Consider the following 23,804-nt stretch of genomic DNA (forward strand, 5'->3'; position numbering starts at 1 on the left):
TGTTATGAAAACGCTTTCCCTATTCATTCTTTCCTGCATTATCTCTGTTAGCTCATTTGCCCAAACCTGGCAGGATACACTGGCTAAAATAGAATCTGCCTTTTCCAGGTATACACCTGAAATGCCTGGTGCACAATTCACCATCAGCAGGAATGGACAGATCATTTTTTCGAAAGCATGGGGCATGGCGGACCTCGAACATAACGTTCCTCTTACTACCAAATCATTAATAGAAGCCGGCTCTGTGAGCAAACAATTTACCGCTGCCGCCATTTTATTATTGGAGCAGCAGGGAAAACTTTCTTTGAATGACGACGTGCATAAATACATTCCGGAGTTACCGGATTATGGTACGCCCATTACGTTAAGGCACATGATGAATCATACCAGCGGCCTGCGGGATTGGGGAAGCATAGCGGAATTGACCAGTTCACCCCGTGGTACCAAAACCTATAGTAATGCAGATGCATTATGGATGGTGTGTCAGCAAAAAGAATTGAATAACATTCCCGGCGCAGAATATATCTATAGCAATTCAAACTATGTTCTACTGGCCATCGTCGCAAAAAGAATAACCGGCAGAGAACTCACAGCATTCACCCGCAAGCATATTTTTGATCCTGCAGGCATGCAACAATCTTTATGGCGTTTTTATAAAGAAGTAGTGCCGGGCCGCGCAATGGCTTATTCACAGAACGGGGCGAAATATATAAACGATATGCCGAATGAGGATGTGTATGGTGCCGGTGGCTTGCTCACCACTACAGAAGAATTAGTGAAGTGGGTGCTATTCTACACCGGTGGCAAATTCGGCAGCCCTTCCCTTTTCCCGGAGCAGGTAAAGAAAACGCCGTTGAATAATGGTAACGCGCATGATTATACGGCAGGTTTAGTGGTAACAAAGTTTAACGGACAGGATGCGATCGTACATAACGGCGCTACTGCCAGCTACCGCGCAAACCTTGAATACTTCCCTAAGCAGGGGCTTATCTTTGCTTTTCTCAGTAACACCTCTGCATTTGATGATGCTCCCACCAATGCAGCCAACATGGTGAGGAACATCTTTATTCCGGAACCATCCCCTGCAAGAAATAAACCTTTGCCCCCATATGCCGTAACAGAAGAAAAATTAAGGAGTTATGAAGGCTGGTATAGGAACCCGAGAAATGGTGCAGGTATAAAAGTGGCGATAGCAGATGGTAAATTGAGTTTCGCAGGCGATGTATCCATGACGCCCATTAGTAAAGACCTCTTCAGAGCAGGTGGCCGAAGGATTGAATTCCTCCCCGGCGGTTTCCGCCAGACCACCCCGGATAAAGACACAATTGTTTTTACTGCTGTTGAATTTTCGAACATCAACAAGGACAGCGATGCCGCCAGGTATGCAGGAGAATATTATTCGGAAGAAACGGAATCCCGCTTCTTTATTGAGGCAGAAGGCATCACGCTGAAACTGGTGCAAAAGCCGGCCACCAAAATGACCCTTACCGCCCAATATAAAGATGGGTTCAGATCTCCCTACGGGCCTCTATATTTTGTGCGGGATGCACAGAATAAGATAACCGGATTTAAAGTATCTCAATCCCGTGCCCGGAATGTATCCTTCATAAAGGTGAAATAAGGCTATAATTGCCTAATTTTGAGGCCTATGCATCAAACAGATTTCCTGGTAGTAGGATCCGGGATTGCAGGGCTCACTTATGCATTGAAAGTGGCGGAGCAATGTCCGGATAAGAAGGTAACCATTATTACCAAAACCCGAGAGGACGAGACGAATACAAAGTACGCTCAGGGCGGCGTTGCCGTAGTGAACGACCTCGAGAATGACAGCTTTGAAAAACACATCGAGGATACGCTTATTGCAGGTGACGGGCTGTGCAATGAAAAGATCGTGGAGATCGTAGTAAAAGAAGGGCCGGACCGTGTGAATGAGCTGATCGCCTGGGGCGCCAATTTTGATAAAGCGCCGGACGGAGATTATGCATTGGGCAAAGAAGGCGGCCACTCTGAATTCCGGGTGATCCATCATAAGGATGTTACCGGCAAGGAAATTGAAAGAGCGCTGCTGGAAGCCATCCGCCGGAAAAGCAATATAGAACTCATTACGCATTGCTTTGTAGTGGAGATCATCACCCAGCACCACCTGGGATACCTCGTTACTAAATCTACCCTTGATATTGAGTGCTTCGGCATCTATGTGCTGAACCTCAAAACCAATAAAATAGAAAAGATCCTTTCCCGTGTTACCATGCTGGCTACCGGCGGTAACGGACAGGTGTACCGTACTACTACCAACCCTGTGATTGCAACAGGAGATGGAGTAGCCATGGTGTACCGCGCAAAGGGGCGGATCGAGAACATGGAATTTATCCAGTTCCATCCCACTGCATTATACCAGCCCAATGAAAGTCCTTCTTTCCTGATCACTGAAGCCGTTCGCGGTGATGGTGGTATCCTGCGCAACAAAAACGGAGAGGACTTTATGCATAAATATGATCCGCGTCTTTCTCTTGCCCCCCGCGATATTGTGGCCAGGGCCATTGACAGTGAAATGAAGATCACGGGTACAGAACATGTGTACCTGGATTGCCGCCATATGGATATGGAAAAATTCATTCACCACTTCCCCAACATTTACGAAAAGTGTAAGTCGCTGGGAATTGATGTGGCGAAAGATATGATCCCTGTTGCCCCTGCAGCACATTATAGCTGTGGTGGTATTAAAACAGATGAATGGGGCCATACTTCCATCCGCAATCTCTATGCTTGCGGAGAATGTGCCAGTACTGGTTTGCATGGGGCCAACCGGCTTGCTTCCAACTCTTTGCTGGAAGCCATGGTGTTTGCACATCGTTGTTACCTGGATGCGGTGAAGGTTATTGAAAATACTTCTTTCCAGGAAACTGTACCGGACTGGAATACACTGGGTACTACTGCTCCAAAGGAAATGATCCTGATCACACAAAGCCTCAAGGAACTAAAGCAGATCATGAGTGACTATGTGGGTATTGTGCGGACCAATGTGCGGATAGAAAGAGCGATGCGCAGGCTGGATATCCTTCACCTGGAAACGGAAGCGCTCTATCGTGAAACGGCTGTTTCTCCTCAGCTGTGCGAATTGCGGAACCTTATTACGGCGGGTTACCTGATCGTGAAAAGTGCTGCCTTCCGTAAAGAAAGCAGGGGTTTACATTACAATACTGATTATCCATATAAATGCGAATTGGTGCAGAACATTACATTGTAGGGTCATGTATTATATTCTATTAGCCTTTTGTTATGGCATTTCTATTCTTCCGCTGTGGCTGTTGTACATCATCAGTGACGGGTTGTGTTTTCTTGTTTATAACGTGATCGGCTATCGTAAACAGGTGGTGTTTGATAACCTGAAACAGGCTTTCCCTGATAAAACAGATGCCGAGATAAAATGCATTGCTAAAAAGTATTACCGCAACCTCACGGATATGATGGTGGAAACCATCAAGCTGCTCACCATGAGCAAAAGCTCTCTTCAAAAACGTTTCGACTGTGACCTTACCGTGTTGCAGCGATTATTTGATCAGGGTAAAAGTTGCCAGCTTCATCTTGGGCATAATTTTAACTGGGAATGGGCTAATCTTTTTTGCATGCAGGGTGTTCGATTCCCGTTCCTGGTAGTGTTCATGCCGCTTACTAATAAAGGCATGAACCGGATGTTCACCCACTTTCGGGAAAAGTTCGGTACGGTGTTGGTGCCGGCGAATGATATGAAAACAGGCATGGCGCCCTGGATCGGGAAGCAATATTTACTTGCGTTGGTAGCAGATCAGAATCCCGGTAATCCTCGGCGTTGCTATTGGTATCCTTTCCTCAATAAGATGACGCCTTTTTATAAAGGCCCTGAAATGAGTGCGAGGAGATATGATATTCCGGTGGTGTTTGCGGATATCCGTAAAGTGAAGAGAGGATATTATAAGGCACAATTGAAACTCGCTTTTGAGCATCCGATACAGGAACCGGAAGGAAAGATCACGGAGGCTTTTGTGCGGTATTTAGAGCAGAATATACATGAGCAGCCGGAAGTATGGGTTTGGAGCCACAGGCGCTGGAAACACGCTTATAAGCCGGAATATGAGAATGTTTCTTCTTCGGAGGAATAAGAGCAGAATAAAAAATAATAAACACCCCGTTGGGGTGGTGGTTTTTTTATTTAAAAGATTAAAAGTAAAAGGCTACCTCTTACTCTGAAGATTAAAAGCTAGAAGCCCCCTTTCTCAAAAGAATAAAAGTAAAAGGCCACCCCCTTCCTTAAAAGAATAAAAGTAAGAAGCCACCCCGTAGGGGCGGCTTCTTACTAAAAAGGGGTGTTCTTCTCAGGAACGGTTTCTTACAAAAAAACTTACTCTTCTCTAAACGGCTTCTTAGTAAAAAGGGTGTCCTTCTGAAAAGAACACCCTTTTTTTATTTCCTTACGCTGAAGGTATCTTTAGCTTCCAACCCGGCTGTATCACATCCGGATTCTTGATCTGATCTTTATTCGCTTCGTAGATCTTCTGCCAGGTAAGCCCGGGATAGTTCTTAGCGATCTTGCTGAGGTTATCTCCTGCCTTCACTTCATATTCCTGCTCTGCACCTTCTGCTACAGAAATATTCAGCACCATGTCACCAGACCTCATTTCTGGGTCTAGTTTTTCATAGGTGGCCCAGATCTGATCTTTTACTGCAGTGGAGGGAGCAGTACCTGTTACATACAGCACATTATTTTGCTCAACTACCTGCAAACCGGTAACACCGCCGCTGGTAGCCTGTTGAATGAGTGTTGCATATTTATCTTGTAGTGCCATGATATTACTTTTTTTAAGGTTAATGGTGGAATGAAAAGCCGGCTTTATTTCAGTGTCAGTTTATTGAGCACTTTCTTCGGCTTAGCTTCATTAGCAGCCTGCATTACTTTCTTCAGATCTGCTTTTGCAATGGTACCGGTTAATGTTACTTCTCCGTTTGCAACGGTGGAAACTACACCTGTAATTCCGTGAGCACTCAATGCAGAGTCAACACTGTTCCTGATCAGATCGTCAGGGTTGATCACTACTGGTGGCGGAGGTGGTGGTGGAGGTGTTACCATGATATTGTTGGTAACGGATTTAATGCCTTTAACGCCTTTGGCAGCGTCGCCGGCTGTAGTTTTTGCAGCATCATCAATCACCTCTCCACTCAATGTGGCTACTCCGCTCTTCACTTCTGCAATTACGCCCGGTGCTGCGGTGGCTAACTTATCATTCACTTCTTTCTGAAGCTTCGCATCGCTTGGAGCACAAGCGTACAAGAGAACACCCATCATTGCAAGACAGGCGAGTAAAAAGGATTTGCGCTGTTTCATAAGATTAAAATTTTATAGGAATTTAACGAATCCCCGCTGAAAGAACAACTTTAAATAATTGTTACGCAATGAGATATGTAATTACTTTTATCTACTATAAGTGCATTTATTTGTATGTGTTTTATGCCTAAATCATATATGCTATTGTAAGATGCACTTACATGGCTGTAAAAAAATAAGGCAGCAGGAAAACCTGCTGCCTTATTAAAAAAACTTGTTAAAGTCTAGTTCAGTACATTTTTCTCCTGCACCACTTCAATACCTTCCTGGTCTTTTAGTTTGGCAAAACCACCATTTACGTTACGCAGGTTGTGAATACCTTCCCGTTTCATGATAGAGCAGGCTATTACGCTACGGTATCCACCGGCGCAATGTACGTAGAGGTTATGGTTATCCTCAAAGTCCGCCAGGTTACCGGGATCGGTTAATTCACTGAGTGTTATATTCAATGCACCCTGTACATGGCCATCTGCATATTCTGCAGGTTTGCGCACATCTACGATGAGCAGGTTTGGATCATGCGGGATGTCCATCGCCAGTTCATCAGGATCTACGGAGATGATCAGGTCGAATGTTTCACCGGCTGCTTTCCAGGCTTCGTAACCACCTTCCAGGTATCCTTCTACTTTATCAAATCCAACACGGGCGAGGCGTACAATTGTTTCTTCTTCCTGCCCTGCATCTGTTACCAGGATCATGGGTTGGTTAAAAGGTAAGAGGCTGCCTGCCCATTCTGCAAAACGGCCTTCCAGTCCTATGCTGATAGAGCCGGGTACAAATCCGTCTACAAAAATATTGGCATTGCGGGTATCGAGGATCACCGCATCTGCTTTTATCTTCTCTTTGAACGCTTCTACTGATAAAGGTTTCAGGCCTCTTTCCATCAACACCTGCATCGCATCATATCCTTCTTTGTTGATCTTTGCATTGATGGGGAAATATTGCGGCGGCGCACTTAAACCATCTGTTACCTGTGCAATGAAAGTAGCTTTATCTGTTGCCAGCAAAGCATAGTTCGTTGCTTTTTCTTCACCGATGGTGCTGTAAGTATTGGGTCCTATATTTTTACCGCAGGAACTTCCTGGTCCGTGAGCCGGATATACGATCACATGATCAGGAATGGGTTTTATTTTATCGTTCAATGATTCAAATAAATGCCCTGCCAGTTCTTCTTTACTGAGCGAACCGCTGAAAAGGTCCGGACGGCCTACATCACCTACAAATAAAGTATCGCCGGTGAAGATGGCGTTTGGTTCGTTCTTTTCATCAAAAAGCAAATAACAGGTAGACTCCATGGTATGACCAGGCGTATGCAACGCACGGATCTTTAATTTACCGATCGGAAATTCTTCTCCGTCTGCTGCAATATGAACCGGGAAATTTGTGGTAGTGTTTGGCCCGTAAATGATGGGCGCTTTTGTTGCGGCGGCAAGGTCCAGATGGCCGGACACAAAGTCCGCATGAAAATGGGTTTCGAAAATATATTTAATGGTGGCATTCCGTTCGCGGGCCAATTCCAGGTAAGTATCAATGTCCCGTAACGGATCAATCACTGCAGCCACTCCCTCAGACTCTATAAAATAGGCGGCTTCCGATAAGCACCCTGTGTACAACTGCTTAATGAACATATGGTCGTCTTTGATTTTGGCAAAAATACGAAGAAGTTACAAGTGCAGCGTCAGATAGCCGTAAAACCAAAAAATCCATAAAAAAAGACCATCTTCCGTGGAAGACAGTCTTTCAGTATGGATTGGAACCGCTTTCTGCGGTTGACATTGAAAAAGATTCTCTTGATGAGATTATCCCACCAGCTCTTCGACAAACTTAGCAACTTCAGCAATACGCTGCTTGTTGATAGTATAGTGAATAAACTTACCGTCTCTCTCGGTAATCACGATACCTGCACGCCTTAAAATAGCGAGGTGCTGGGATGCTACCGACTGCTCTAATCTCAACTTCACATAGATCTCCGTTACGGTCATGCGCTTATGGTCTTCCAGCAGCTTAATCATTTGCTGGCGCAGCTTGTGGTTGATGGCTCTCAACACCATGGCGGCCTTCTTAACGGCAATGTAATCCAATTTGATCTGATCTTTTTCATTGTTACCTCTCGAAATAATAAGGGTATTTGATGAGGTAGTTAATAATTGTTTTTCCATCGCAAAATAGTTTTAAAAAATAATGAAATGACAGGGATCAACGGACAGTAAAACGCGACTATTAGACAATGATCGCGGATATTGATTATACAAAATTATAATATCTGTCACAATAAAAAAAATTTCTATACCTTCTTTTTTAATATATCATTAGAATATGCCACATTTTATCGCAATTTGACATTTCTATGACGCTTTTGGGCATGTTTTCCCGTCCAAATCGCCTGTCTCAGATTATAACGCTTTAAAATGCGTAATCTGATGCGGCCAAATGCTAAAAATCTGCTAAAAAATTAAGGGATGTTACTTTTTTCCGGGGTGGTAAAAGGCTTTTAAGTAGTTGGGAGTGAAGTAGGCAACGTCCTCGAAATCCTTACTGGAAAAGGCTTTCTCTGCTAAGGGGATCATGTGGGCAGCGGAAATATGATAGGCCGGAAATGAGGTATTTGGCTGGACTCCTAATAAAACAGCCCATTTCGGTGCTCCGTCACCAAAAAAAACGGTTTTTTTGACAAGAATATAAGGATCAAAGGATTGCGATTCCAGGACCATTGCCTGGGGGTCTAAAACGGGTTCAAGATCTTTATTATATACCGCGGTAAATACCTCCATACGCCGCGCATCGATCATGGGAGCAAAATAAACATCTTCTCCTGCGTAAGCAGTTTGCATACCACTGGCCATCATTTGTAAAGTAGAGATGGCAATCAATGGTTTATTCCATGTATAGCAAAGTCCTTTTGCTGTGGCGGCGCCTACACGAAGTCCGGTGTAAGACCCCGGCCCTGCACTTACCGCAATGGCATCCAGCTCTTTAGGACTGCGGTGATGCCGCTCCAGTAATGTTTTTACAAAGATGCCCACGGTGGCGGCATGGTCCCGCTGTTCAATGTTTTCCATTGTTTCCAGTGCCACACCGTTCTCTGAAAGAGAAACGGAACCAATAGCCGTAGCTGTATCTATATGAAGGATCAGTGCCAAACTAAAATCTGTTTTATCGTAATGCCTCGTATTCCTGCTGCAAGAGGGAACATATCTTATACCGTTCATTCCCGGTATGCTGATATACTGCCTGCAATACTTCGTATACGTGGCGGATACCTATCTTTTTACTCCATTCAAAAGGGCCCATCGGATAATTGGTGCCCAGCTTCATGGAAGTGTCTATATCTTCCCGCGATGCGGTTCCTTCTTCTGCAGTGAAGTAGGCTTCGTTGATGATCATGGAGATCACTCTTGGTGTGACCATTCCTATGGTGGGTGCAATACTTTCGTATATCCAACCCAGTTGCTGCATCAGCGCGTCCGGTTTACCTGCAATTTCTAATATGGGCATGCTGATAAATCCGGGCAGGAAATTGCAGCCATAAATATGATCAATGGATAATCCTGCTGCAAACTGCTGCAATTCCGCAGTGCTAAGTTTCACAAGGCATGCTAAAACAGGTACGGAAGGGAACGATGCATACAATGCTACTCTCCTGGGATGTTCATCCAGGGAGAGGTCAATCACAAGATCCACAAGCATGTCTGTGGGTTCTGGTGATGTACGTACATCATGCCCTTTAAAATCCTTACTGTTCTGCAGCTCTTCCCAACGTTGGGGATCTCCTGTAATAAGTATCTTCATCCGGCTATTTAATAGCGATCATGGAAATCTCTACATTCACTCCTTTAGGCAATCCTGCTACCTGAACAGTTTCGCGGGCAGGGAAGTAACCGGAAAAGTATTTTCCATATACTTCATTGATCTGCGAAAAATCATTCATGTCCATAATGAAGATGGTGGTTTTCACTACATCAGAAAAATCCATTCCGGCTTCCGTAAGGATGGCACGCAGGTTTTGCATCACCCGGTGTGTTTCCGAAGTAATGTCATCCTTTTCGATCTGGCCCGTTTCAGGATTCAGGGCAATCTGACCGGAGATAAATAAAGTACTGCCGGCTTTAATAGCCTGGTTGTAAGGGCCTATTGGCGCCGGGGCACCATTTGTGTTAATGACCTGTTTTTCCATAGGTTACAAAAATAAGGTTTTAGATGGGTAGTCTATTGCATCGGATATGCAAAATGATTATATTAGCATAAGTAATACAAAGTCGAAATACCATATCTAACAAACATTATCTCACGGATTATGTATGTCAAAACCCTGAATGGTCTTTCTCTAAATGGGGCCTGGCAGATGCAGCTCAGGCTTTATGTTAGCTGGATAATAGGGTCGGCAACGGCCTTTCTTTTTACGGGAAATAGTTTACTGGCATATCCTTCTCTCCTCCTTACCGTTCACCTGGTGAGTGTGATAGCTGTGGTATTATATGCCCTGAGCCGGCAAAAAGATAATTTCAGGCTGATCCCTAAAATAAATATCTCCCTCGAAACATTCCTCCTGGCCTTTTCTATGGCGCTTGCACTGGTAGTGGTAAAAGATGCGGTGGATTTTATACTCCCCTTACCCCAGTGGCAGGAATTATCTTTTACTTCTGTGAATACCAGCTCTTTCTATACCATTATTGTTACGGTGCTGTTAGGGGCTATTATGGAAGAAATGCTTTTCAGGGGTATTATTATGGAAGCATTGTTACATCGTTACTCCGGGGGGATTGCTTTACTGCAAAGTTCGCTGTTGTATATGCTGGCCCATCCGGACCCATCCCAGATGCCCGGCGCATTTTTGCTGGGTTTGCTTTGCGGGTTCTTCTATCTGCGCTTGCGTGACCTCTGCAGTTGCTTTCTCATTCATCTTACCAATAACGCGGCCACTGCTATATTAATAACGGGGGGATCTCTTCAGTTTGCGATCACGGACCCTGCTACTTATTATACGATTGTGGGTTGCTGCGTGCTGGTATTAGTGGCCGGATATTTCCTGCTCAAACGTTTCACCTTTCATGTAAAACCACATTCCTATCTGAGCAAAGAAAATATCCGGGCCAAATCAGTTCTATTTTCCGAACAGTAACTTAGCCAGTTTGGCATCGTGACCATACACATCATCTCTGAAATTCAGTTCTCCTTTATAATTCACCCAGGCGGTGAAATAACCGATGTACACCGGCACTTTATCTTTCAGCGTTACATATTTTTCTTTACCGGCATTCATGGCTGCATCTATTTTTGCTTCCGTCCAGCTGGAGTCTTTACGCAGCAACCATTGCGCGAGGCGTTTAGGTTCTGATACGCGGATGCAGCCATGGCTGAAGGAACGTTTTGTTTCGTTGAACAATCCTTTGGATGGCGTATCGTGCAGGTAGATGTTGTATTCGTTGGGGAACAGGAATTTCACTTTACCCAATGAGTTGGCGCCGCCAGGTTTCTGGCGAACGATGTAAGGGAAATTACTGCCTGAATATTTAGACACATTGATGGAACTTAATGGAAGCACCTTTCCGCTGCTGCCAACAATTTCCATATTGAGGCGATTAAGATAACCATTGCCGCTGCGTTTGATGCCCGGTAATACTTCTTTACCCAAAATACCCGGCGGCACATTCCAGTAAGGACTGAACACCACGAATTTCATTTCACGGCTGAAGATAACGGTACTTGCTCCCGGTGTTCCAACTACTACGTTACAATCCCAGGCCAATTTGCCATTCTCATATGCATGCATTTTGAACTCGGGAATATTTACGAGGATGTAATCCGTATTCACTTCTACCGGTACCCAACGGAGCCGTTCCATGTTCAGCATCAGCTGGTGCATGTAATGTTCCAGTGGCCTGTTCAATGCATCCAGTGTTTGCTGGCGGATAATGCCATCCGCTTTATGGCCCATCCTTGCCTGGTAGATCTTTACTGCGGAGTCCAGCATGGGTGTGAACAGTGAGGAAGTATCCTTTTCTTTCAGATCACCGAGCAGGCTTAATCGTTGTTTTATAACGGGAAACAGAACGGATGAATCTCCGGGTTTGAATGTTTTCTTTTTATCTGCCACTTTCAGGGAATCCCATGTTGGGTTCTTTTTGACGATGACGGCCAGTTTCTGCAATTCATCCCGCAGCAATTTATACTGGCGGTTCACGGGTTCTTCTTTGCTGATCCTTTCTTTGGGATTAGCGATCACGGAATCCAGCAAACTGCTGATGTCTATTTTCTTACGGGGGATGAACCATTCCAGGTTCTTTGCATTATCACTGGTGATGCCGCCCCATACCAGGTTGCCATATACGAAGAACTGGCCGGTGAGGGCTAATTCTGTAATGGGTACAATGGAATCAGTCCTGTTGAGGGAATCGCCCATCAGGGCCAGTGAATCATATAATGCCATTACGCGGCTTTTGTCCAGCGTACTGTCTTTAATACCGCTCTCTTCATCCTGGCGCATCATATTCATAAATCCGCCGGCCTGTTCCGTAATACCTTCTTCATTTATCCAGGCGTAGTGATATCCGCGTTTGCGATAAAAGTCGCGGATAGCTTCTCCATAAGGAGCAAACTGTGGATTCCTGTCCAGGAAAGTACCCACATAATTACTATCCAGCACCTGGGCAATATATTCCTGTTTGGTGTAGTGGCTGGTATCCCGGTTCATACCATCTTTTTCGGATCTGCCGCCTTTTTGCCGGCAGGCGGCCAGTAGTACGATGGCAATGAGGGAGAGGTAGACGATCTTCTGCATAAGACTATAACAATTTAACCAGTAGTAAGTTCTGTATAAACTAACAACAATTATGCAAGAAAAAAAGCGACTGCACTTTCGTACAGTCGCTTTCAATATTTTCGGTGTGGTGCTTAGAATTTAATTTCTTCGTCGTTCGCGTCAAAGAAGCGGTATTCCGTGAGATGATAATTGTTATCAGCTTTCAGTTTGATCCACTTTTTATATTCAAAGAACCATTTCCATTGTTTGGATTTCAGCCAGCCTTTGGTGAGATAAGAATGAAGGATAGGATGTATGCGAATGGTTAACCCCTTGTGCTGATGGTTAAGCAGATACAGCAAATTCTTTTCAATATCTTCAAAGATCAGCATGGAAGCGCCGATCTTGCCGGTTCCTTTACAGGCTGGGCAATCTTCTGCCACAGAAATAGTGATCTCAGGTTTCACCCTTTGGCGGGTGATCTGCATGAGGCCAAATTTAGAGATGGGCAGGATGGTATGTTTGGCTCTGTCCAGCGTCATGAATTTCTCCATGGCTTCGTATACGCTCTTCTTGTTTTCCGGCAGTTTCATATCGATGAAATCGATGATGATGATACCGCCCAGATCGCGCAGTCTTAACTGGCGTGCAATTTCCGCAGCAGCCTCCAGGTTGGAAGCGAGGGCATTCTGTTCCTGGTTATTGCTGGAGCTTTTGTAACCGCTGTTCACGTCAATTACGTGCAGGGCTTCTGTTGCTTCTATGATGAGATATACGCCGCTATCCAGGTTTACTGTTTTCCCGAAGGAAGCTTTAACCTGGCGGGTTACACCAAAATGATCGAAAATGGGTGCGCCGTTGTGATAATAGGAAACGATGTCCTGTTTCTCCGGGGCAATCTTTTGAATATATGTTTTGGTATCTGAGTAGATGTTCTTGTCGTTAATGACAATACGGTTAAAGCTCTCGTTCAGCAGATCGCGGAGGATGCTGGCCGTTTTGGTCTGCTCACTTAATATCTTTTGCGGGGGGGTGCCACTGCGCAGATTTTCCTGGATAGTTTTCCAGGTGCTTACCAGCGTTGTAAGATCTTCATGTAATTCCGCTGTTTTTTTCCCTTCTGCAGCGGTCCGTACTATCACGCCAAAGTTATTTGGCTTGATGGCTTCTACGATCTTTTGCAATCTCTTTCTTTCTTCGGAAGAGTGGATCTTTTTAGACACCGCTACAATGTTATTGAAGGGTGTGATCACAATAAAGCGGCCGGGAAGGGAAATTTCGCAACTCAGGCGTGGGCCTTTGGAAGAAATGGGCTCTTTGAGGATCTGTACGAGGATGTTGGGTTTACCTCCCAGTACTTCGGTGATTTTACCGGTTTTGATGATCTCCGCCTCATTCTTGAATTTAGCAAAATCGAAGTCGCTCCTTTCGGTAATGGCCTGTGATGTGAATTTGAGGATGGAACGGATATACGGACTCAGATCAGTATAATGTAAAAAAGCATCCTTTTCGAATCCCACATCAACAAAAGCCGCATTTAAACCGGGGATGAGTTTCTTCACTTTGCCTAAATAAAGGTCTCCCACTGCAAAATTAGGGTTCCCGCTTTCATGATGCAGTTCCACTAATTTTTTATCTTCCAGCAATGCAATTTCTACACCGGATGGTGCTGCATTTATTATCAGTTCCTTATTCAAGCGTCAAAATTTTATCCATAAATACTTCACTTTTATGCAGGCCGGTGATTAACACTGGCAACAGCATGCCCAAATGATCAGTTGGCATGGAACCAACATTTCACTACGTGTTGAGGATTGCAAAGGGTTTAGTGATATATACAGGTGGAGTCCGGAATTTATAAGGCCGACCTACGTAAACAACCTGCATGACTTCAGCAATTTAACGATAAAAGCTAAAATCATGCAGGAATGTTAAAAATTTATCGAGTCCGCGCCCTTCCGGCCCTCTATTTATACCTGTGAGTATAAATGGCGGGGAATAGGAGAATTATTTCTTGCCTTTCTTATGACGGTTCTTTCTCAGCCTTTTTTTCCTTTTATGGGTTGCGATCTTATGTCTTTTTCTTTTCTTTCCGCAGGGCATACGCTTTTATTTTTTTAAATGATTTATAATGTAATGTGTTACTTAATGCTTTTAATATACTCATCTATCTCTGCAGCCAGCGCCGGATCCTTGATGAGCTTCCTGCACTGCCTTAGCAATTCGATGGCTTTATCTTTCTCTCCTTTGCTCTGATGTGCTACTGCCAGCAGGAAAATGGCTTTCGGCTCCTCAGGATGGCGTTTCAAAACGCTTTCCATTCTGTCGATCGCTTTGTCAAACTGCCCGGAAGTGATGCTGAAATTGGCTAAAGTAAGTTGTGCGTCCAGGAAATCAGGATTCCTTTCCGCTACTTCCCGTAAAATACCAATACCCTTCATCGGCTCGCCGGTATTACTTACCAGCAACGATCCCTTCTTTATCTTCAGCGTGTCATTGTTAGGTTCAAGCGCGATAGCCCTGTCCAGCAACTCTAAAGCCATATTGGCTTCCCACATCCTTACGCCCGCGTCTTGTGTATGCGAGAGATGGTCTAAAAATAAATTGGCTGCAAAGGTGAGGTTTTTTCCGGAATTTTCCAACTTAGCGGCTTCGGCTGCATAATATGCCGCTATAGGGAGCTCATTGAGATGGTCCCAAATAGTATAAAGCTGCCTGTAGGCAGTAGCCTGTTGTGTGCTAACGTCACCGCGTACAACGGTGTTCTCCAGTTGAGTGATTTCAGCCAGCTTATCTGCAGGAACTTTCTCTTTTGCTTTTTTAAGCAAATCGGTAAAGTCCGCTACAGTGGCGGCCTGGCCTTCTGGCATAGTGTTCCCCGGAGCAGAGGCATGTTCATGCCCGTGCTCCTTCGGCGTTATACGACCAAATGCGAATAGAACCGACACTACGGCAACAGCAAGACCAATAAGAAGTAGTTGATTTTTTTGCACCTAAAAAATATTAGGATGCAAATCTAAGAACTTTTAAGCTTCTTTACTTCGGCAACGAACTCTTTGGATGGCTTAAATGCTGGAATGTAGTGCTCGGGGATTTCAACAGCAACATTTTTCTTAATGTTACGGCCAATCTTGGCTGCACGCTTTTTCGTAATGAAGCTACCGAATCCGCGAATGTAGATATGTTCGCCATTTGCTAACGCCTCCTTAACTTCCTTGAACATGGCCTCGAGTGTTACTAACACATCTACTTTGGGGATGCCGGTTTTTTCAGCAATGTTGTTAATCAAATCAGCTTTTCTCATAATGAAGCGGAGGATTACTTGTTTTCAAAGTTAATTAAAAAAAATTAAAGGCGGTAGTATCAAGGAAATAAAATTTAATTTTTTTTGTTATAGATACCGACAACAAAAAATGCCTTTATTTGTGCCTCAGATACCACCTAAATCCCTAGAATCCAATACTAATGAATACTTAAGGAACACGAATATATAAAAAAACATCGACATATATAAATTATTTTGTGCAAATGAACGATACTAAACGATTTTTTACGGACTGTATCCTTACATGGAACCGCCTCCATAACCGCCGGACCATGCCCTGGAAAGGTGAAAAAAATCCTTATCGCATCTGGCTTTCAGAGATCATTTTGCAGCAAACCCGCGTTGAGCAAGGCTGGCCGTATTACGAAAGGTTCATTGGCAACTATCCTACGGTTGATAAACTGGCCAAAGCCCCGGAGGAAGAAGTCTTCCGCCTCTGGCAAGGCCTCGGCTATTATGCCCGCTGTAAAAATATGCTGGCAGCCGCCCGCACCATTGCCTCCACACATAAGAACCAGTTCCCGCAGACCTACGAAGAAATTGCCGCACTCAAAGGTGTTGGCGCCTATACAGCCGCCGCCATTGCTTCTTTTGCTTTCAATCTTCCTTACGCCGTACTGGATGGAAATGTGTACCGTGTGCTGGCAAGGTATTTTGGCATAGATACTCCGATCGATACTACAGTTGGCAAAAAACTCTTTACCACCCTGGCTAATGAGGTGCTCCCTAAAGACCAGGCAGGCGCTTATAATCAGGCAATTATGGATTTTGGCGCGGTGGTATGTAAACCGCAGCAACCCTTGTGCCAATCCTGCTTACTGGCCTCAAAATGTGAGGCTTATCAGAAAGGACTGACGGATCTTGTTCCGGTTAAATCCAAGAAGCTCAAGATCAAAAAGAGGTACTTTCATTACCTCCTGCTGGAACAGGAAGGCCGGGTTTTCATTCGCAAACGCACCGGGAAAGACATCTGGCAGAACCTCCACGAGTTTGTTCTGTTTGAAACATCTGCTCCCGCCACCGATTCCGCCCTGCAACAATCCACTGGTTTTCAAAGTCTGCTGGGCGATCTCGACTACAAGATCGTGGATTCCACTGCAGAAATAAAGCAGCAGCTCACGCATCAGACCATCCATGCAAGATTTATCCGCTTAGAAGTGCCCTCCTCTTTTAAAATGCCGGATGGATATCAGCTGGTTACTGAAAAACAACTGCAAAAACTGGCCTTTCCCAAGATCATAGTGGATTACCTGCAACGATGACGCAGTAGAACCCAATTAGTACTATTACCTGTCTATTCTTCCCTAAAACTACCTACAGACAAAGCATTACAACGTTTAAGGAATGGTAAAAATTCTATTCGTTGATTGGAAAAAAATATTAACTTTAGAAAGGTTGACCGTGAGATGAATTTTTTATAGGACAGATTAAAACCTACAATTATGAGAGGTGTTAATAAAGTAATCCTGATTGGCAATCTTGGCAGAGACCCCGATGTTCAATTTCTGGAAGGTAATATCGCCGTGGCTAAATTCTCCCTTGCCACCACCGAAACATTTAAAGACCGTGCCGGCAAACTCATTTCCCAAACAGAATGGCATACTGTAGTTCTTTGGAGAGGCCTGGCCGAACTGGCCCAGAAATACCTCCACAAAGGCAGTTTAGTGTACATCGAAGGGCGCCTGCGCACCCGGAGCTGGGAAGACAAAGAAGGAAACAAGAAATTTGCCACCGAAGTAGTAGGCGATAACCTGGTTATGCTGGATAAAAGGATGGATGTTAACAATGGCGACCACCATATTCCCCACCATGCCGCAGGATCATCTACCCCCGGCGGACCCGGAGCCCCTCACGGAGAGGGTTACGAACTTCCTCCCCTGAGCGAACCTGCCGACGATCTTCCTTTCTAAGTTAAGTTATAATAGACTATCCGCCCGTAACGGTAATTCTTTATATTTGCATGCGGGAAAGCGATTCAACTCACGTCAGACAAGAATTACTTTCCCCTTATTTTTGACCAAAGCTTATTATCTTGGCTTACCCATCGGCTAGCATTTTACCGTTTTCGAGTGTTTTGTTACAAGATCTGGCGTCACCGTCGCCCAATGTAGTGGTGTTTTTGCTGGTTATTTTCATCTTACTCCTGCTCACCTTCATTGTATCCGGCGCCGAAGTAGCTTTTTTTTCGCTTACCTACAAAGACCTGAATGTGCTCAAAACCCGGCAAAACAATGCCGGAAAAATGATCACACGGTTACTGGAGAACCCGAAACCATTACTAGCTTCCCTCCAGATCGCCAACATTCTGTTTAATATTGCCTTCATTTTCATTACCAACTACCTCATTGCACAGGTAGAAAGCCTGCGGGAGCTGGAATTCCTCTCCTTCATCGTGCGGATCGCCATCATCACTCTTGTACTGTTGTTCTTTGGCCAGATCCTTCCAAGGGTATGGGCCACCCAGAATAATATGCGTTTTGCTACTTATTTTGCCTGGTTCATCCATATTATCCATGCCACCCTGGAACCCATCAGCAATTTCTTTGTGAACATGAGCGAAGGCATTGAAGCCCGCCTCTTTCACAGAAGTACCCGGCCCATTAACTACCATGAGATCGATGAAGTGATCGAAATGAGTGTGGAACCCGGCGCCTCCCAGGAAGAAAAGAACATCGTGCGCGGCATCCTCAAATTTGGCAATATTGCTGTTAAACAGATCATGCGCACCCGCCTGGATGTAAATGGACTGGAATATGATATGCCCTTTGGCGATGTGGTGAAAAAAGTAGCCGAACTCCACTATTCCCGCCTCCCCGTATATAAAAACAACCTGGATACCATCGTAGGCGTGATCCACACAAAAGATCTCCTGCAACACCTGGATAAAGGAAATAACTTCGACTGGCACGAAGTATTACGCCAGCCCTTCTTTGTGCACGAACACAAACTGATAGAAGACCTCCTCAATGAATTCCAGACCCGCCATATGCATTTTGCCGTGGTAGTGGATGAATTTGGCGGTACATCCGGCATCGTTACCCTGGAAGATATCATGGAAGAAGTGATCGGGGACATAAAGGATGAATTTGACGAAGACGAGTTCAACTACAATAAAGTAAACGATCATACCTACGTTTTCGAAGGCAAAACCATGCTGAACGACGTTTGCCGCATCATGGACATTGCCCCGGATACCTTTGAATCCGTAAAAGGGGAAAGTGATTCCATCGGCGGGCTGATCCTTGAACTATCCGGCAAATTCCCGGAAGAGAACAGCGTGATCAGCTTTGAGCACTTTGATTTCACCGTACTCGAAGTCACCAAAATGCGCATCCAGAAAGTGCAGATCAGCAATAAAACAGGTATTGAAAGCGAATGAGACCGGTAATTTATTTTCTCCTGGCAGTTATACTCTGCACTGCGGCCTGCCAGCCACAAGGCTTTACGCCTAAACCCAGAGGTTTTTTCCGGGTAGACTTTCCAAAAAAAGAATACCGCCTTTTCAATGAGCCGGGGTACCCCTACTCTTTTGAATATCCCGTATACGCCAACATCGTAAAGGATACCCTCTTTTTTGATGCCAAAGCAGAAAATCCCTGGTGGATCAATGTGGAATTCCCGGAATTCAACAGTAAGGTGTATATGAGCTACAAAGTAGTAGGGCAGCAGAATTCGCTGGATAAACTCATTAACGACGCCTTCAAACTCACTTATAAACATACCCTCAAAGCAGATGGTATTGACGAAGTGGAAATTAATACACCCAACAACGTTCATGGCCTGTTTTACCAGGTAGGCGGCAATGCGGCCTCGGCAAAACAATTTTACGCCACGGATTCAATACATCATTATTTGCGCGGAGCGTTGTACTTTTATGCTCCACCTAATGCAGATTCACTGGCCCCCATGCAGAAATTCCTACAGGAGGACATGTGGCATCTGGTGAATACGCTGAAATGGAAAGCTAATTGAGTGAAAGATGATAGTGATCGATGATAAACACATCAGCGATGATGTGATAGAAAAAAACTTCGTGTGCAACCTGAATGCATGCAAAGGCGCCTGCTGTGTAGCAGGAGATTGTGGCGCGCCCCTTGAGGAAGCTGAACTCAAGATCCTCAAAAAGATCTACCCTAAGATCAAACCTTACCTCCGCGAAGAAGGCATTAAAGAAATAGAAAAAACAGGACTGCATACCTGGGATGATGAACATGGTCATGTTACGCCCATCGTGAACGGCGCAATCTGCGCATACGCCACCATCAATGAATCCGGCCACGTAGGATGCGGTATTGAAAAAGCATATAACGATGGCGTGGTGAATTATAAAAAGCCCATCTCCTGTCACCTCTACCCCATTCGCATTACCAAATACGAATCTTTTGAAGCGGTGAACTACGATAAATGGAGCATCTGCAAACCTGCCTGCAAACTGGGCAATGAGCTGAAAGTGCCTGTTTACAAATTCCTCAAAGAAGCCATCACCCGAAAATATGGCGCTGAATTTTATGCTGTGCTGGATAAGATAGCTACTAAGCAGCATTTAAATGATTGATATCACTATCTTTACAGGCATATGAATAAGACGGCAAGCACCTTTCTTTCCGAAAGCGAAATAAAAGCGGCTGATCTGAGTCACCGCAAAACGATCAACTTCAATATCAGCAAGTACAATGCGGCCGTTAAAAATGGCAAGCATCAGTTCGCTGATCTTCCTACTGCGCGTGAACGGGCGAAGAACGTGAAATGGAAAGCCATTGAGAACCTGGACAAATACCTGGAAGATTTTGAAATGAACTTTTTGAAACGCGGTGGAAAGGTGATCTGGGCAGAAACGGCAGAACAGGCAAGGGAAGCGATCCTCGAGATCTGCAAGGCAAAGAACTGTAAAACCGTTGTGAAGAGTAAATCGATGGCCACGGAAGAGATCCATCTGAACGATTTCCTCCAGGAGAACAATATCGAAAGTGTAGAAACGGACCTGGGAGAATACATTCAGCAACTGGATAATGAACCGCCGTACCACATTGTTACGCCGGCCATGCATAAAAGCAAGGAACAGATCGCGCAACTGTTCCATGAAAAACTGGGCACTGATCCGGGGCTTAATCCTGAACAGCTCACGCTTGTAGCCCGCCATAAACTTCGTCAGAAATACCTGGATGCAGAAGTAGGCATCACCGGCGCCAACTTCATCATTGCTGACATTGGCGGCATTGCCGTTACAGAAAATGAAGGCAACGCACGGTTAAGTACTTCTTTTCCTAAAACACATATCGCACTGGTTGGTATTGAGAAGGTACTGCCTTCCATGAATGACCTCGCGCTCTTCTGGCCACTGCTGGCCACTTACGGTACCGGGCAACAGATCACTTCTTACAATACCATCTTCACGGGCCCACGCCAGGAAGGGGAAATTGATGGGCCTGATGAGATGTATGTGATCTTTTTAGACAACGGCCGTACGAACATCCTCAAAGATGAAGTAGCGCGTGAAAGTCTTTACTGCATTCGTTGCGGTTCCTGTTTGAACGCTTGTCCGGTTTACAAGAATATCGGCGGCCATACTTACAATACTACTTATAGCGGTCCTATCGGTGCGGTGATCACACCTCATCTGCAAGGGATGGAAAAATATATGCACCTCAGCTTTGCGTCTTCCCTTTGCGGGAATTGTACCGAGGTTTGTCCTGTGCGCATTAATCTTCATGAGCTTTTGCTGCATAACCGGCATCAGGCTGTGGAACAGAATCATACTACCGGGGCTGAGAAGCTGGGTTGGTTTGGCTGGAAACAGGCTTGTCTGAGCCGCAGGATGATGAATCTCGTGGGGGGTAAAACGAAGAACCTTGTTGTGGGGAAATTATTCGGGAATGCATGGGGTAGTGATGAACGAGAGATGCCTGTGTTTGCGCCGAAGTCATTTAACCAGTTGTGGAAGGAGAGGAAGAAATAATTTTTTTACAGGGACTTTGCCGCGCAGCAAAGGGCGGAGGTTTCTTTTTTTGGGGTAGGTTTCAACATCTTTAAAAAGAAGTTCTTCCTTAAATAATGTCGGGAATTTGCCGCGCAGCAAAGGGCGGAGGTTTCTCTTCTTTTGGGGTAGGTTTCAACATCTTTAAAAGAAATTCTTCCTTAAATAATGTCGGGAGTTTGCCGCGCAGCAAAGGGCGGAGGTTTCTCTTCTTTTGGGGTAGGTTTCAACATCTTTAAAGAAGTTCTTCCTTAAATAATAAAACATACTCTCTGCCGCCAGGGTTCTTTACTCTGATTTTTTAATCAACCCAACCGGCACCAACACCTTCACCGTCGCCTTTTTATTATTGGATGCAGGTAGCCATTTAGGCCCTTCTTTTATATGCTGGATAGCAATACTGTCTGCTGTTTTTCCTAAGCCCTGTAATACCTTAAAATCCTGTAAAGTACTATCCGGCATTACGCTGAAGGAGATCTGTACTGAGCCGGTTACGGGAGTTTTCAGATCTGGTATTTCTATTGTTTTTATGGTGATCAGGTAAATGCTGTATGCTTCATCACCAATTAACGGATAAGGTGACTGCTGAAGGGTTTTCTTTGCTTTATTGCTATAACCTGCTATGACTGTTTCCGTCAATCGTTCATTGTTTGCAGGCAGGGCTACATTCAGGTTGCTGGTACTTAACGGAACGGTTACTTCCTTCTTATCATACCCCAGGAAAGAGAACGCCAATTCTGCTTTATCCTTAGCAGCAAACAGCGCAAAACTACCGGCAGTATCAGTAACTGCTCCCTTGCTGGTGCCCTTTAAAAGTATGGTCACACCAGGCATCCGTTTGCCTGTTTTTTCATCTACCACCACACCACTGATCTTGCGTACATTATCGTCAGTATAATAATTAGAGAAGTTTGATTTTGCACCGGTTACGAGGCCTTCTACTTTTGAATCCAGTTCACCTGGTTTTGGTTTATTACTGCCAATGTAAACGGTATCGATATTTTTTGAAAAGAAGGAATAGCCTGAATCAAGTGACCTGGGTGCTGGAACACCTCCGTATCTTCTCTCTGCTGCCTGTTTTGCTTTTATAGAAGTGATCACTACTGCCCCGTTTGCAGCTCTTGCACCATATAATGCAGTAGCAGACGCATCTTTCAATACCTTCATATCTGCAATTTCTGTCGGATTGATGGAATCTACATTAACAGGTACGCCATCCAATAAGACCAATGCAGCGGAATCTTTTACTGTTGAATTACCACGGATCCTTATCTGAGGAGCGCTTTTTGCTTCTTCTGCTTCGGGGGCTGCTATTTCTTTTGCTGGTTTGGAGGCTGGAGCTGATCTGTTCAAACTCAATGCAGGTTGCGTTTTTTCCTCCTCAGCTATGGCTGTATCCACTTTAACACTATCCACAACAACAGGCGGCGCAACCTGTGCAATCTCTGGCTGCTTTTCAGACCTGTTCAGGAACAGCACCCCTGTAATACACAATAACACCAACACAGAAGCTGCTGCCAGCCAACGATAATCCATCACCCGCACCTTTTTGGAGGCAGGGCTTACCCTTTCCTGTAAACGCCTTTGCAGTTCACTCATGGCGGACTGCTGATCTGCCGGATATTTTGCATATCCTTCCAGCGCTTCTGCCAGGAACGGATCATCCAGCGCCTGTTTTTCGAGGGCATGCATGGTTTTCCCATCCAGTTTGCCTTCCAGGTACTGGCGGATCAGTTCCGCCGTGGGGGTGATATATTGTTGATTATCAGCCATTAATTTTTATCCATACAAAGTTTTAGGTTCCTTTTCCCGTTCTGAATATAGCTCTTTACTTTATTCATCTCGTAACCCGTGATATCTGCCACTTCGCGATAGCTCTTTTCCTGTAAATAGAACAGGTCCACACTCCGCTTTTGCTCTTCGGGTAAGGTTTCCAGGCACTTTTCCATGGCCTGGAGGTTGGACTCCATACTGAATCCGTTATCAGGATGATAATTTTCGCCCGATTCCATAATTCCATTGTCGTCAATGGACACCACCCTGCCTTTATTGGCCCTTATCTTCATCAGGCAATGATTCCTGCTTAATACATGCAGCCAGCCTCTGAAATTCTGCACCTCATGCTGTTTCAGTTTTTCGATCAGCTCCTCAAAGATCTGCATCACGGCATCCTTGCTGGCTTCTTCATCTAAATACTTGAGGCACACACCATATACCAGGTTCATGTAACGCTCATACAATGCCGCCAAATACTCCAGCTGACCGGACTTTTTATATTCCCCGATCAACCACGCATCGTCTGCGTCCTTCATCATATTTTGCTGCAAGAATGGCATCTACGTTGGCAATAGTACAAAAAAAGGCTGTTCTTACGAACAGCCTTCTCTATAATAAATTGAAAATCTGA

General features: G+C 44.9%; 23 protein-coding genes. 10 read left to right on the top strand and 13 right to left on the bottom strand.

Going from position 1 to position 23,804, the window contains the following annotated elements; translation table 11 throughout:
* Positions 1-4: 4 nt before the first annotated feature.
* The 3 genes from GFS24_RS14350 to GFS24_RS14360 are packed head-to-tail and all read left to right on the top strand — an operon-like array spanning position 5 to position 4,139.
* The gene (locus GFS24_RS14350; protein ID WP_153660347.1) at positions 5-1,621 is read left to right on the top strand and encodes a serine hydrolase; all 1,617 of its coding nucleotides are present in this window, start codon (positions 5-7) and stop codon (positions 1,619-1,621) included.
* A 27-nt stretch (positions 1,622-1,648) separates the two neighbouring features.
* Positions 1,649-3,247, top strand: a complete 1,599-nt coding sequence (gene nadB / locus GFS24_RS14355) for an L-aspartate oxidase (protein ID WP_153660348.1) — start codon at positions 1,649-1,651, stop codon at positions 3,245-3,247.
* Positions 3,248-3,251: 4 nt separating this feature from the next.
* Complete coding sequence (locus tag GFS24_RS14360) at positions 3,252-4,139, top strand: lysophospholipid acyltransferase family protein (protein WP_153660349.1); 888 nt, start codon at positions 3,252-3,254, stop codon at positions 4,137-4,139.
* Between the two features lie 309 nt (positions 4,140-4,448).
* Here GFS24_RS14360 and GFS24_RS14365 read toward each other — a convergent pair whose 3' ends face one another.
* The 7 genes from GFS24_RS14365 to GFS24_RS14395 all read right to left on the bottom strand — a co-directional run bounded on the left by GFS24_RS14365 (position 4,449) and on the right by GFS24_RS14395 (position 9,533).
* Positions 4,449-4,823 carry a LysM peptidoglycan-binding domain-containing protein gene (locus GFS24_RS14365; RefSeq protein WP_153660350.1) on the bottom strand — a complete coding sequence of 125 codons (375 nt, stop codon included), beginning with the start codon at positions 4,821-4,823 and terminating at the stop codon, positions 4,449-4,451.
* Between the two features lie 44 nt (positions 4,824-4,867).
* On the bottom strand, positions 4,868-5,359 hold the full coding sequence (locus tag GFS24_RS14370) for a BON domain-containing protein (RefSeq protein WP_153660351.1): 492 nt from the start codon (positions 5,357-5,359) through the stop codon (positions 4,868-4,870).
* A gap of 224 nt (positions 5,360-5,583) precedes the next feature.
* Positions 5,584-6,987, bottom strand: coding sequence for a rhodanese-like domain-containing protein (locus tag GFS24_RS14375; RefSeq protein ID WP_153660352.1), 1,404 nt, complete (start codon positions 6,985-6,987; stop codon positions 5,584-5,586).
* Between the two features lie 171 nt (positions 6,988-7,158).
* Positions 7,159-7,518 (bottom strand): helix-turn-helix transcriptional regulator, encoded by a 360-nt coding sequence (locus tag GFS24_RS14380; RefSeq protein ID WP_074241384.1) that lies wholly within the window; start codon positions 7,516-7,518, stop codon positions 7,159-7,161.
* A 303-nt stretch (positions 7,519-7,821) separates the two neighbouring features.
* Positions 7,822-8,499 (bottom strand): tRNA (adenosine(37)-N6)-threonylcarbamoyltransferase complex dimerization subunit type 1 TsaB, encoded by a 678-nt coding sequence (gene tsaB / locus GFS24_RS14385; RefSeq protein ID WP_173003082.1) that lies wholly within the window; start codon positions 8,497-8,499, stop codon positions 7,822-7,824.
* A 13-nt stretch (positions 8,500-8,512) separates the two neighbouring features.
* Positions 8,513-9,148, bottom strand: a complete 636-nt coding sequence (locus tag GFS24_RS14390; protein ID WP_153660354.1) for a 3-hydroxyacyl-CoA dehydrogenase family protein — start codon at positions 9,146-9,148, stop codon at positions 8,513-8,515.
* Between the two features lie 4 nt (positions 9,149-9,152).
* Positions 9,153-9,533 carry a RidA family protein gene (locus GFS24_RS14395; RefSeq protein WP_153660355.1) on the bottom strand — a complete coding sequence of 127 codons (381 nt, stop codon included), beginning with the start codon at positions 9,531-9,533 and terminating at the stop codon, positions 9,153-9,155.
* 120 nt (positions 9,534-9,653) lie between these two features.
* Here GFS24_RS14395 and GFS24_RS14400 point away from each other — a divergent pair, with 120 nt between their 5' ends.
* Entirely contained in the window at positions 9,654-10,478 is an 825-nt protein-coding gene (locus GFS24_RS14400; RefSeq protein WP_153660356.1) for a CPBP family intramembrane glutamic endopeptidase, read from the top strand.
* On the opposite strand, the gene GFS24_RS14405 is transcribed toward GFS24_RS14400, so the two are convergent.
* The 4 genes from GFS24_RS14405 to GFS24_RS14420 all read right to left on the bottom strand — a co-directional run bounded on the left by GFS24_RS14405 (position 10,461) and on the right by GFS24_RS14420 (position 15,402).
* A complete protein-coding gene (locus GFS24_RS14405) occupies positions 10,461-12,137 on the bottom strand; it encodes a murein L,D-transpeptidase (RefSeq protein ID WP_153660357.1) in 1,677 nt (558 codons plus the stop codon). The two genes, GFS24_RS14400 and GFS24_RS14405, sit on opposite strands and share 18 nt — an antisense overlap.
* Before the next feature lie 113 nt (positions 12,138-12,250).
* The gene (locus tag GFS24_RS14410) at positions 12,251-13,795 is read right to left on the bottom strand and encodes an Rne/Rng family ribonuclease (protein WP_153660358.1); all 1,545 of its coding nucleotides are present in this window, start codon (positions 13,793-13,795) and stop codon (positions 12,251-12,253) included.
* Between the two features lie 444 nt (positions 13,796-14,239).
* Positions 14,240-15,046, bottom strand: a complete 807-nt coding sequence (locus GFS24_RS29450) for a tetratricopeptide repeat protein (RefSeq protein ID WP_173003083.1) — start codon at positions 15,044-15,046, stop codon at positions 14,240-14,242.
* 68 nt (positions 15,047-15,114) lie between these two features.
* On the bottom strand, positions 15,115-15,402 hold the full coding sequence (locus tag GFS24_RS14420) for an HU family DNA-binding protein (protein ID WP_029464490.1): 288 nt from the start codon (positions 15,400-15,402) through the stop codon (positions 15,115-15,117).
* 224 nt (positions 15,403-15,626) lie between these two features.
* On the opposite strand from GFS24_RS14420, the gene mutY reads away from it, so the two are divergent.
* The 6 genes from mutY (at position 15,627) to GFS24_RS14450 (ending at position 21,379) form a co-directional block, all read left to right on the top strand.
* Positions 15,627-16,685: an A/G-specific adenine glycosylase gene (gene mutY, locus GFS24_RS14425; protein ID WP_153660360.1), complete on the top strand. Its 1,059-nt coding sequence runs from the start codon at positions 15,627-15,629 to the stop codon at positions 16,683-16,685.
* Positions 16,686-16,865: 180 nt separating this feature from the next.
* A complete protein-coding gene (locus GFS24_RS14430) occupies positions 16,866-17,333 on the top strand; it encodes a single-stranded DNA-binding protein (RefSeq protein ID WP_153660361.1) in 468 nt (155 codons plus the stop codon).
* 164 nt (positions 17,334-17,497) lie between these two features.
* A complete protein-coding gene (gene gldE, locus GFS24_RS14435) occupies positions 17,498-18,802 on the top strand; it encodes a gliding motility-associated protein GldE (protein WP_253906488.1) in 1,305 nt (434 codons plus the stop codon).
* Positions 18,799-19,395 (top strand): gliding motility lipoprotein GldD, encoded by a 597-nt coding sequence (gene gldD, locus GFS24_RS14440; protein WP_153660363.1) that lies wholly within the window; start codon positions 18,799-18,801, stop codon positions 19,393-19,395. Before gldE ends, gldD begins: the two co-directional genes overlap by 4 nt.
* Positions 19,396-19,402: 7 nt before the next feature.
* On the top strand, positions 19,403-19,978 hold the full coding sequence (locus tag GFS24_RS14445; protein ID WP_153660364.1) for a DUF3109 family protein: 576 nt from the start codon (positions 19,403-19,405) through the stop codon (positions 19,976-19,978).
* Between the two features lie 21 nt (positions 19,979-19,999).
* Positions 20,000-21,379 carry a LutB/LldF family L-lactate oxidation iron-sulfur protein gene (locus tag GFS24_RS14450; protein WP_153660365.1) on the top strand — a complete coding sequence of 460 codons (1,380 nt, stop codon included), beginning with the start codon at positions 20,000-20,002 and terminating at the stop codon, positions 21,377-21,379.
* Between the two features lie 306 nt (positions 21,380-21,685).
* Here the strand turns inward: GFS24_RS14450 and GFS24_RS14455 are convergent, their stop codons facing one another.
* Complete coding sequence (locus tag GFS24_RS14455; protein WP_153660366.1) at positions 21,686-23,170, bottom strand: carboxypeptidase-like regulatory domain-containing protein; 1,485 nt, start codon at positions 23,168-23,170, stop codon at positions 21,686-21,688.
* Positions 23,170-23,712, bottom strand: coding sequence for an RNA polymerase sigma factor (locus tag GFS24_RS14460; RefSeq protein ID WP_253906489.1), 543 nt, complete (start codon positions 23,710-23,712; stop codon positions 23,170-23,172). Before GFS24_RS14460 ends, GFS24_RS14455 begins: the two co-directional genes overlap by 1 nt.
* Between the last annotated feature and the right edge of the window lie 92 nt (positions 23,713-23,804).

It is taken from the genome of Chitinophaga sp. SYP-B3965 (assembly GCF_009647655.1).
Taxonomy (GTDB): Bacteria; Bacteroidota; Bacteroidia; order Chitinophagales; family Chitinophagaceae; genus Chitinophaga.

What these genes read in the sequence shown, in the direction of transcription:
- GFS24_RS14405 (WP_153660357.1), bottom strand. Translation starts at nt 12,137, where the DNA reads ATGCAGAAGATCGTCTACCTCTCCCTCATTGCCATCGTACTACTGGCC.
- GFS24_RS14375 (WP_153660352.1), bottom strand. Translation starts at nt 6,987, where the DNA reads ATGTTCATTAAGCAGTTGTACACAGGGTGCTTATCGGAAGCCGCCTAT.
- GFS24_RS14420 (WP_029464490.1), bottom strand. Translation starts at nt 15,402, where the DNA reads ATGAGAAAAGCTGATTTGATTAACAACATTGCTGAAAAAACCGGCATC.
- GFS24_RS14445 (WP_153660364.1), top strand. Translation starts at nt 19,403, where the DNA reads ATGATAGTGATCGATGATAAACACATCAGCGATGATGTGATAGAAAAA.
- GFS24_RS14380 (WP_074241384.1), bottom strand. Translation starts at nt 7,518, where the DNA reads ATGGAAAAACAATTATTAACTACCTCATCAAATACCCTTATTATTTCG.
- nadB (WP_153660348.1), top strand. Translation starts at nt 1,649, where the DNA reads ATGCATCAAACAGATTTCCTGGTAGTAGGATCCGGGATTGCAGGGCTC.
- GFS24_RS14450 (WP_153660365.1), top strand. Translation starts at nt 20,000, where the DNA reads ATGAATAAGACGGCAAGCACCTTTCTTTCCGAAAGCGAAATAAAAGCG.
- GFS24_RS14400 (WP_153660356.1), top strand. Translation starts at nt 9,654, where the DNA reads ATGTATGTCAAAACCCTGAATGGTCTTTCTCTAAATGGGGCCTGGCAG.
- mutY (WP_153660360.1), top strand. Translation starts at nt 15,627, where the DNA reads ATGAACGATACTAAACGATTTTTTACGGACTGTATCCTTACATGGAAC.
- GFS24_RS14430 (WP_153660361.1), top strand. Translation starts at nt 16,866, where the DNA reads ATGAGAGGTGTTAATAAAGTAATCCTGATTGGCAATCTTGGCAGAGAC.
- GFS24_RS14360 (WP_153660349.1), top strand. Translation starts at nt 3,252, where the DNA reads ATGTATTATATTCTATTAGCCTTTTGTTATGGCATTTCTATTCTTCCG.
- GFS24_RS14455 (WP_153660366.1), bottom strand. Translation starts at nt 23,170, where the DNA reads ATGGCTGATAATCAACAATATATCACCCCCACGGCGGAACTGATCCGC.
- GFS24_RS14390 (WP_153660354.1), bottom strand. Translation starts at nt 9,148, where the DNA reads ATGAAGATACTTATTACAGGAGATCCCCAACGTTGGGAAGAGCTGCAG.
- GFS24_RS14370 (WP_153660351.1), bottom strand. Translation starts at nt 5,359, where the DNA reads ATGAAACAGCGCAAATCCTTTTTACTCGCCTGTCTTGCAATGATGGGT.
- GFS24_RS14460 (WP_253906489.1), bottom strand. Translation starts at nt 23,712, where the DNA reads ATGATGAAGGACGCAGACGATGCGTGGTTGATCGGGGAATATAAAAAG.
- GFS24_RS14365 (WP_153660350.1), bottom strand. Translation starts at nt 4,823, where the DNA reads ATGGCACTACAAGATAAATATGCAACACTCATTCAACAGGCTACCAGC.
- GFS24_RS14350 (WP_153660347.1), top strand. Translation starts at nt 5, where the DNA reads ATGAAAACGCTTTCCCTATTCATTCTTTCCTGCATTATCTCTGTTAGC.
- gldD (WP_153660363.1), top strand. Translation starts at nt 18,799, where the DNA reads ATGAGACCGGTAATTTATTTTCTCCTGGCAGTTATACTCTGCACTGCG.
- GFS24_RS14395 (WP_153660355.1), bottom strand. Translation starts at nt 9,533, where the DNA reads ATGGAAAAACAGGTCATTAACACAAATGGTGCCCCGGCGCCAATAGGC.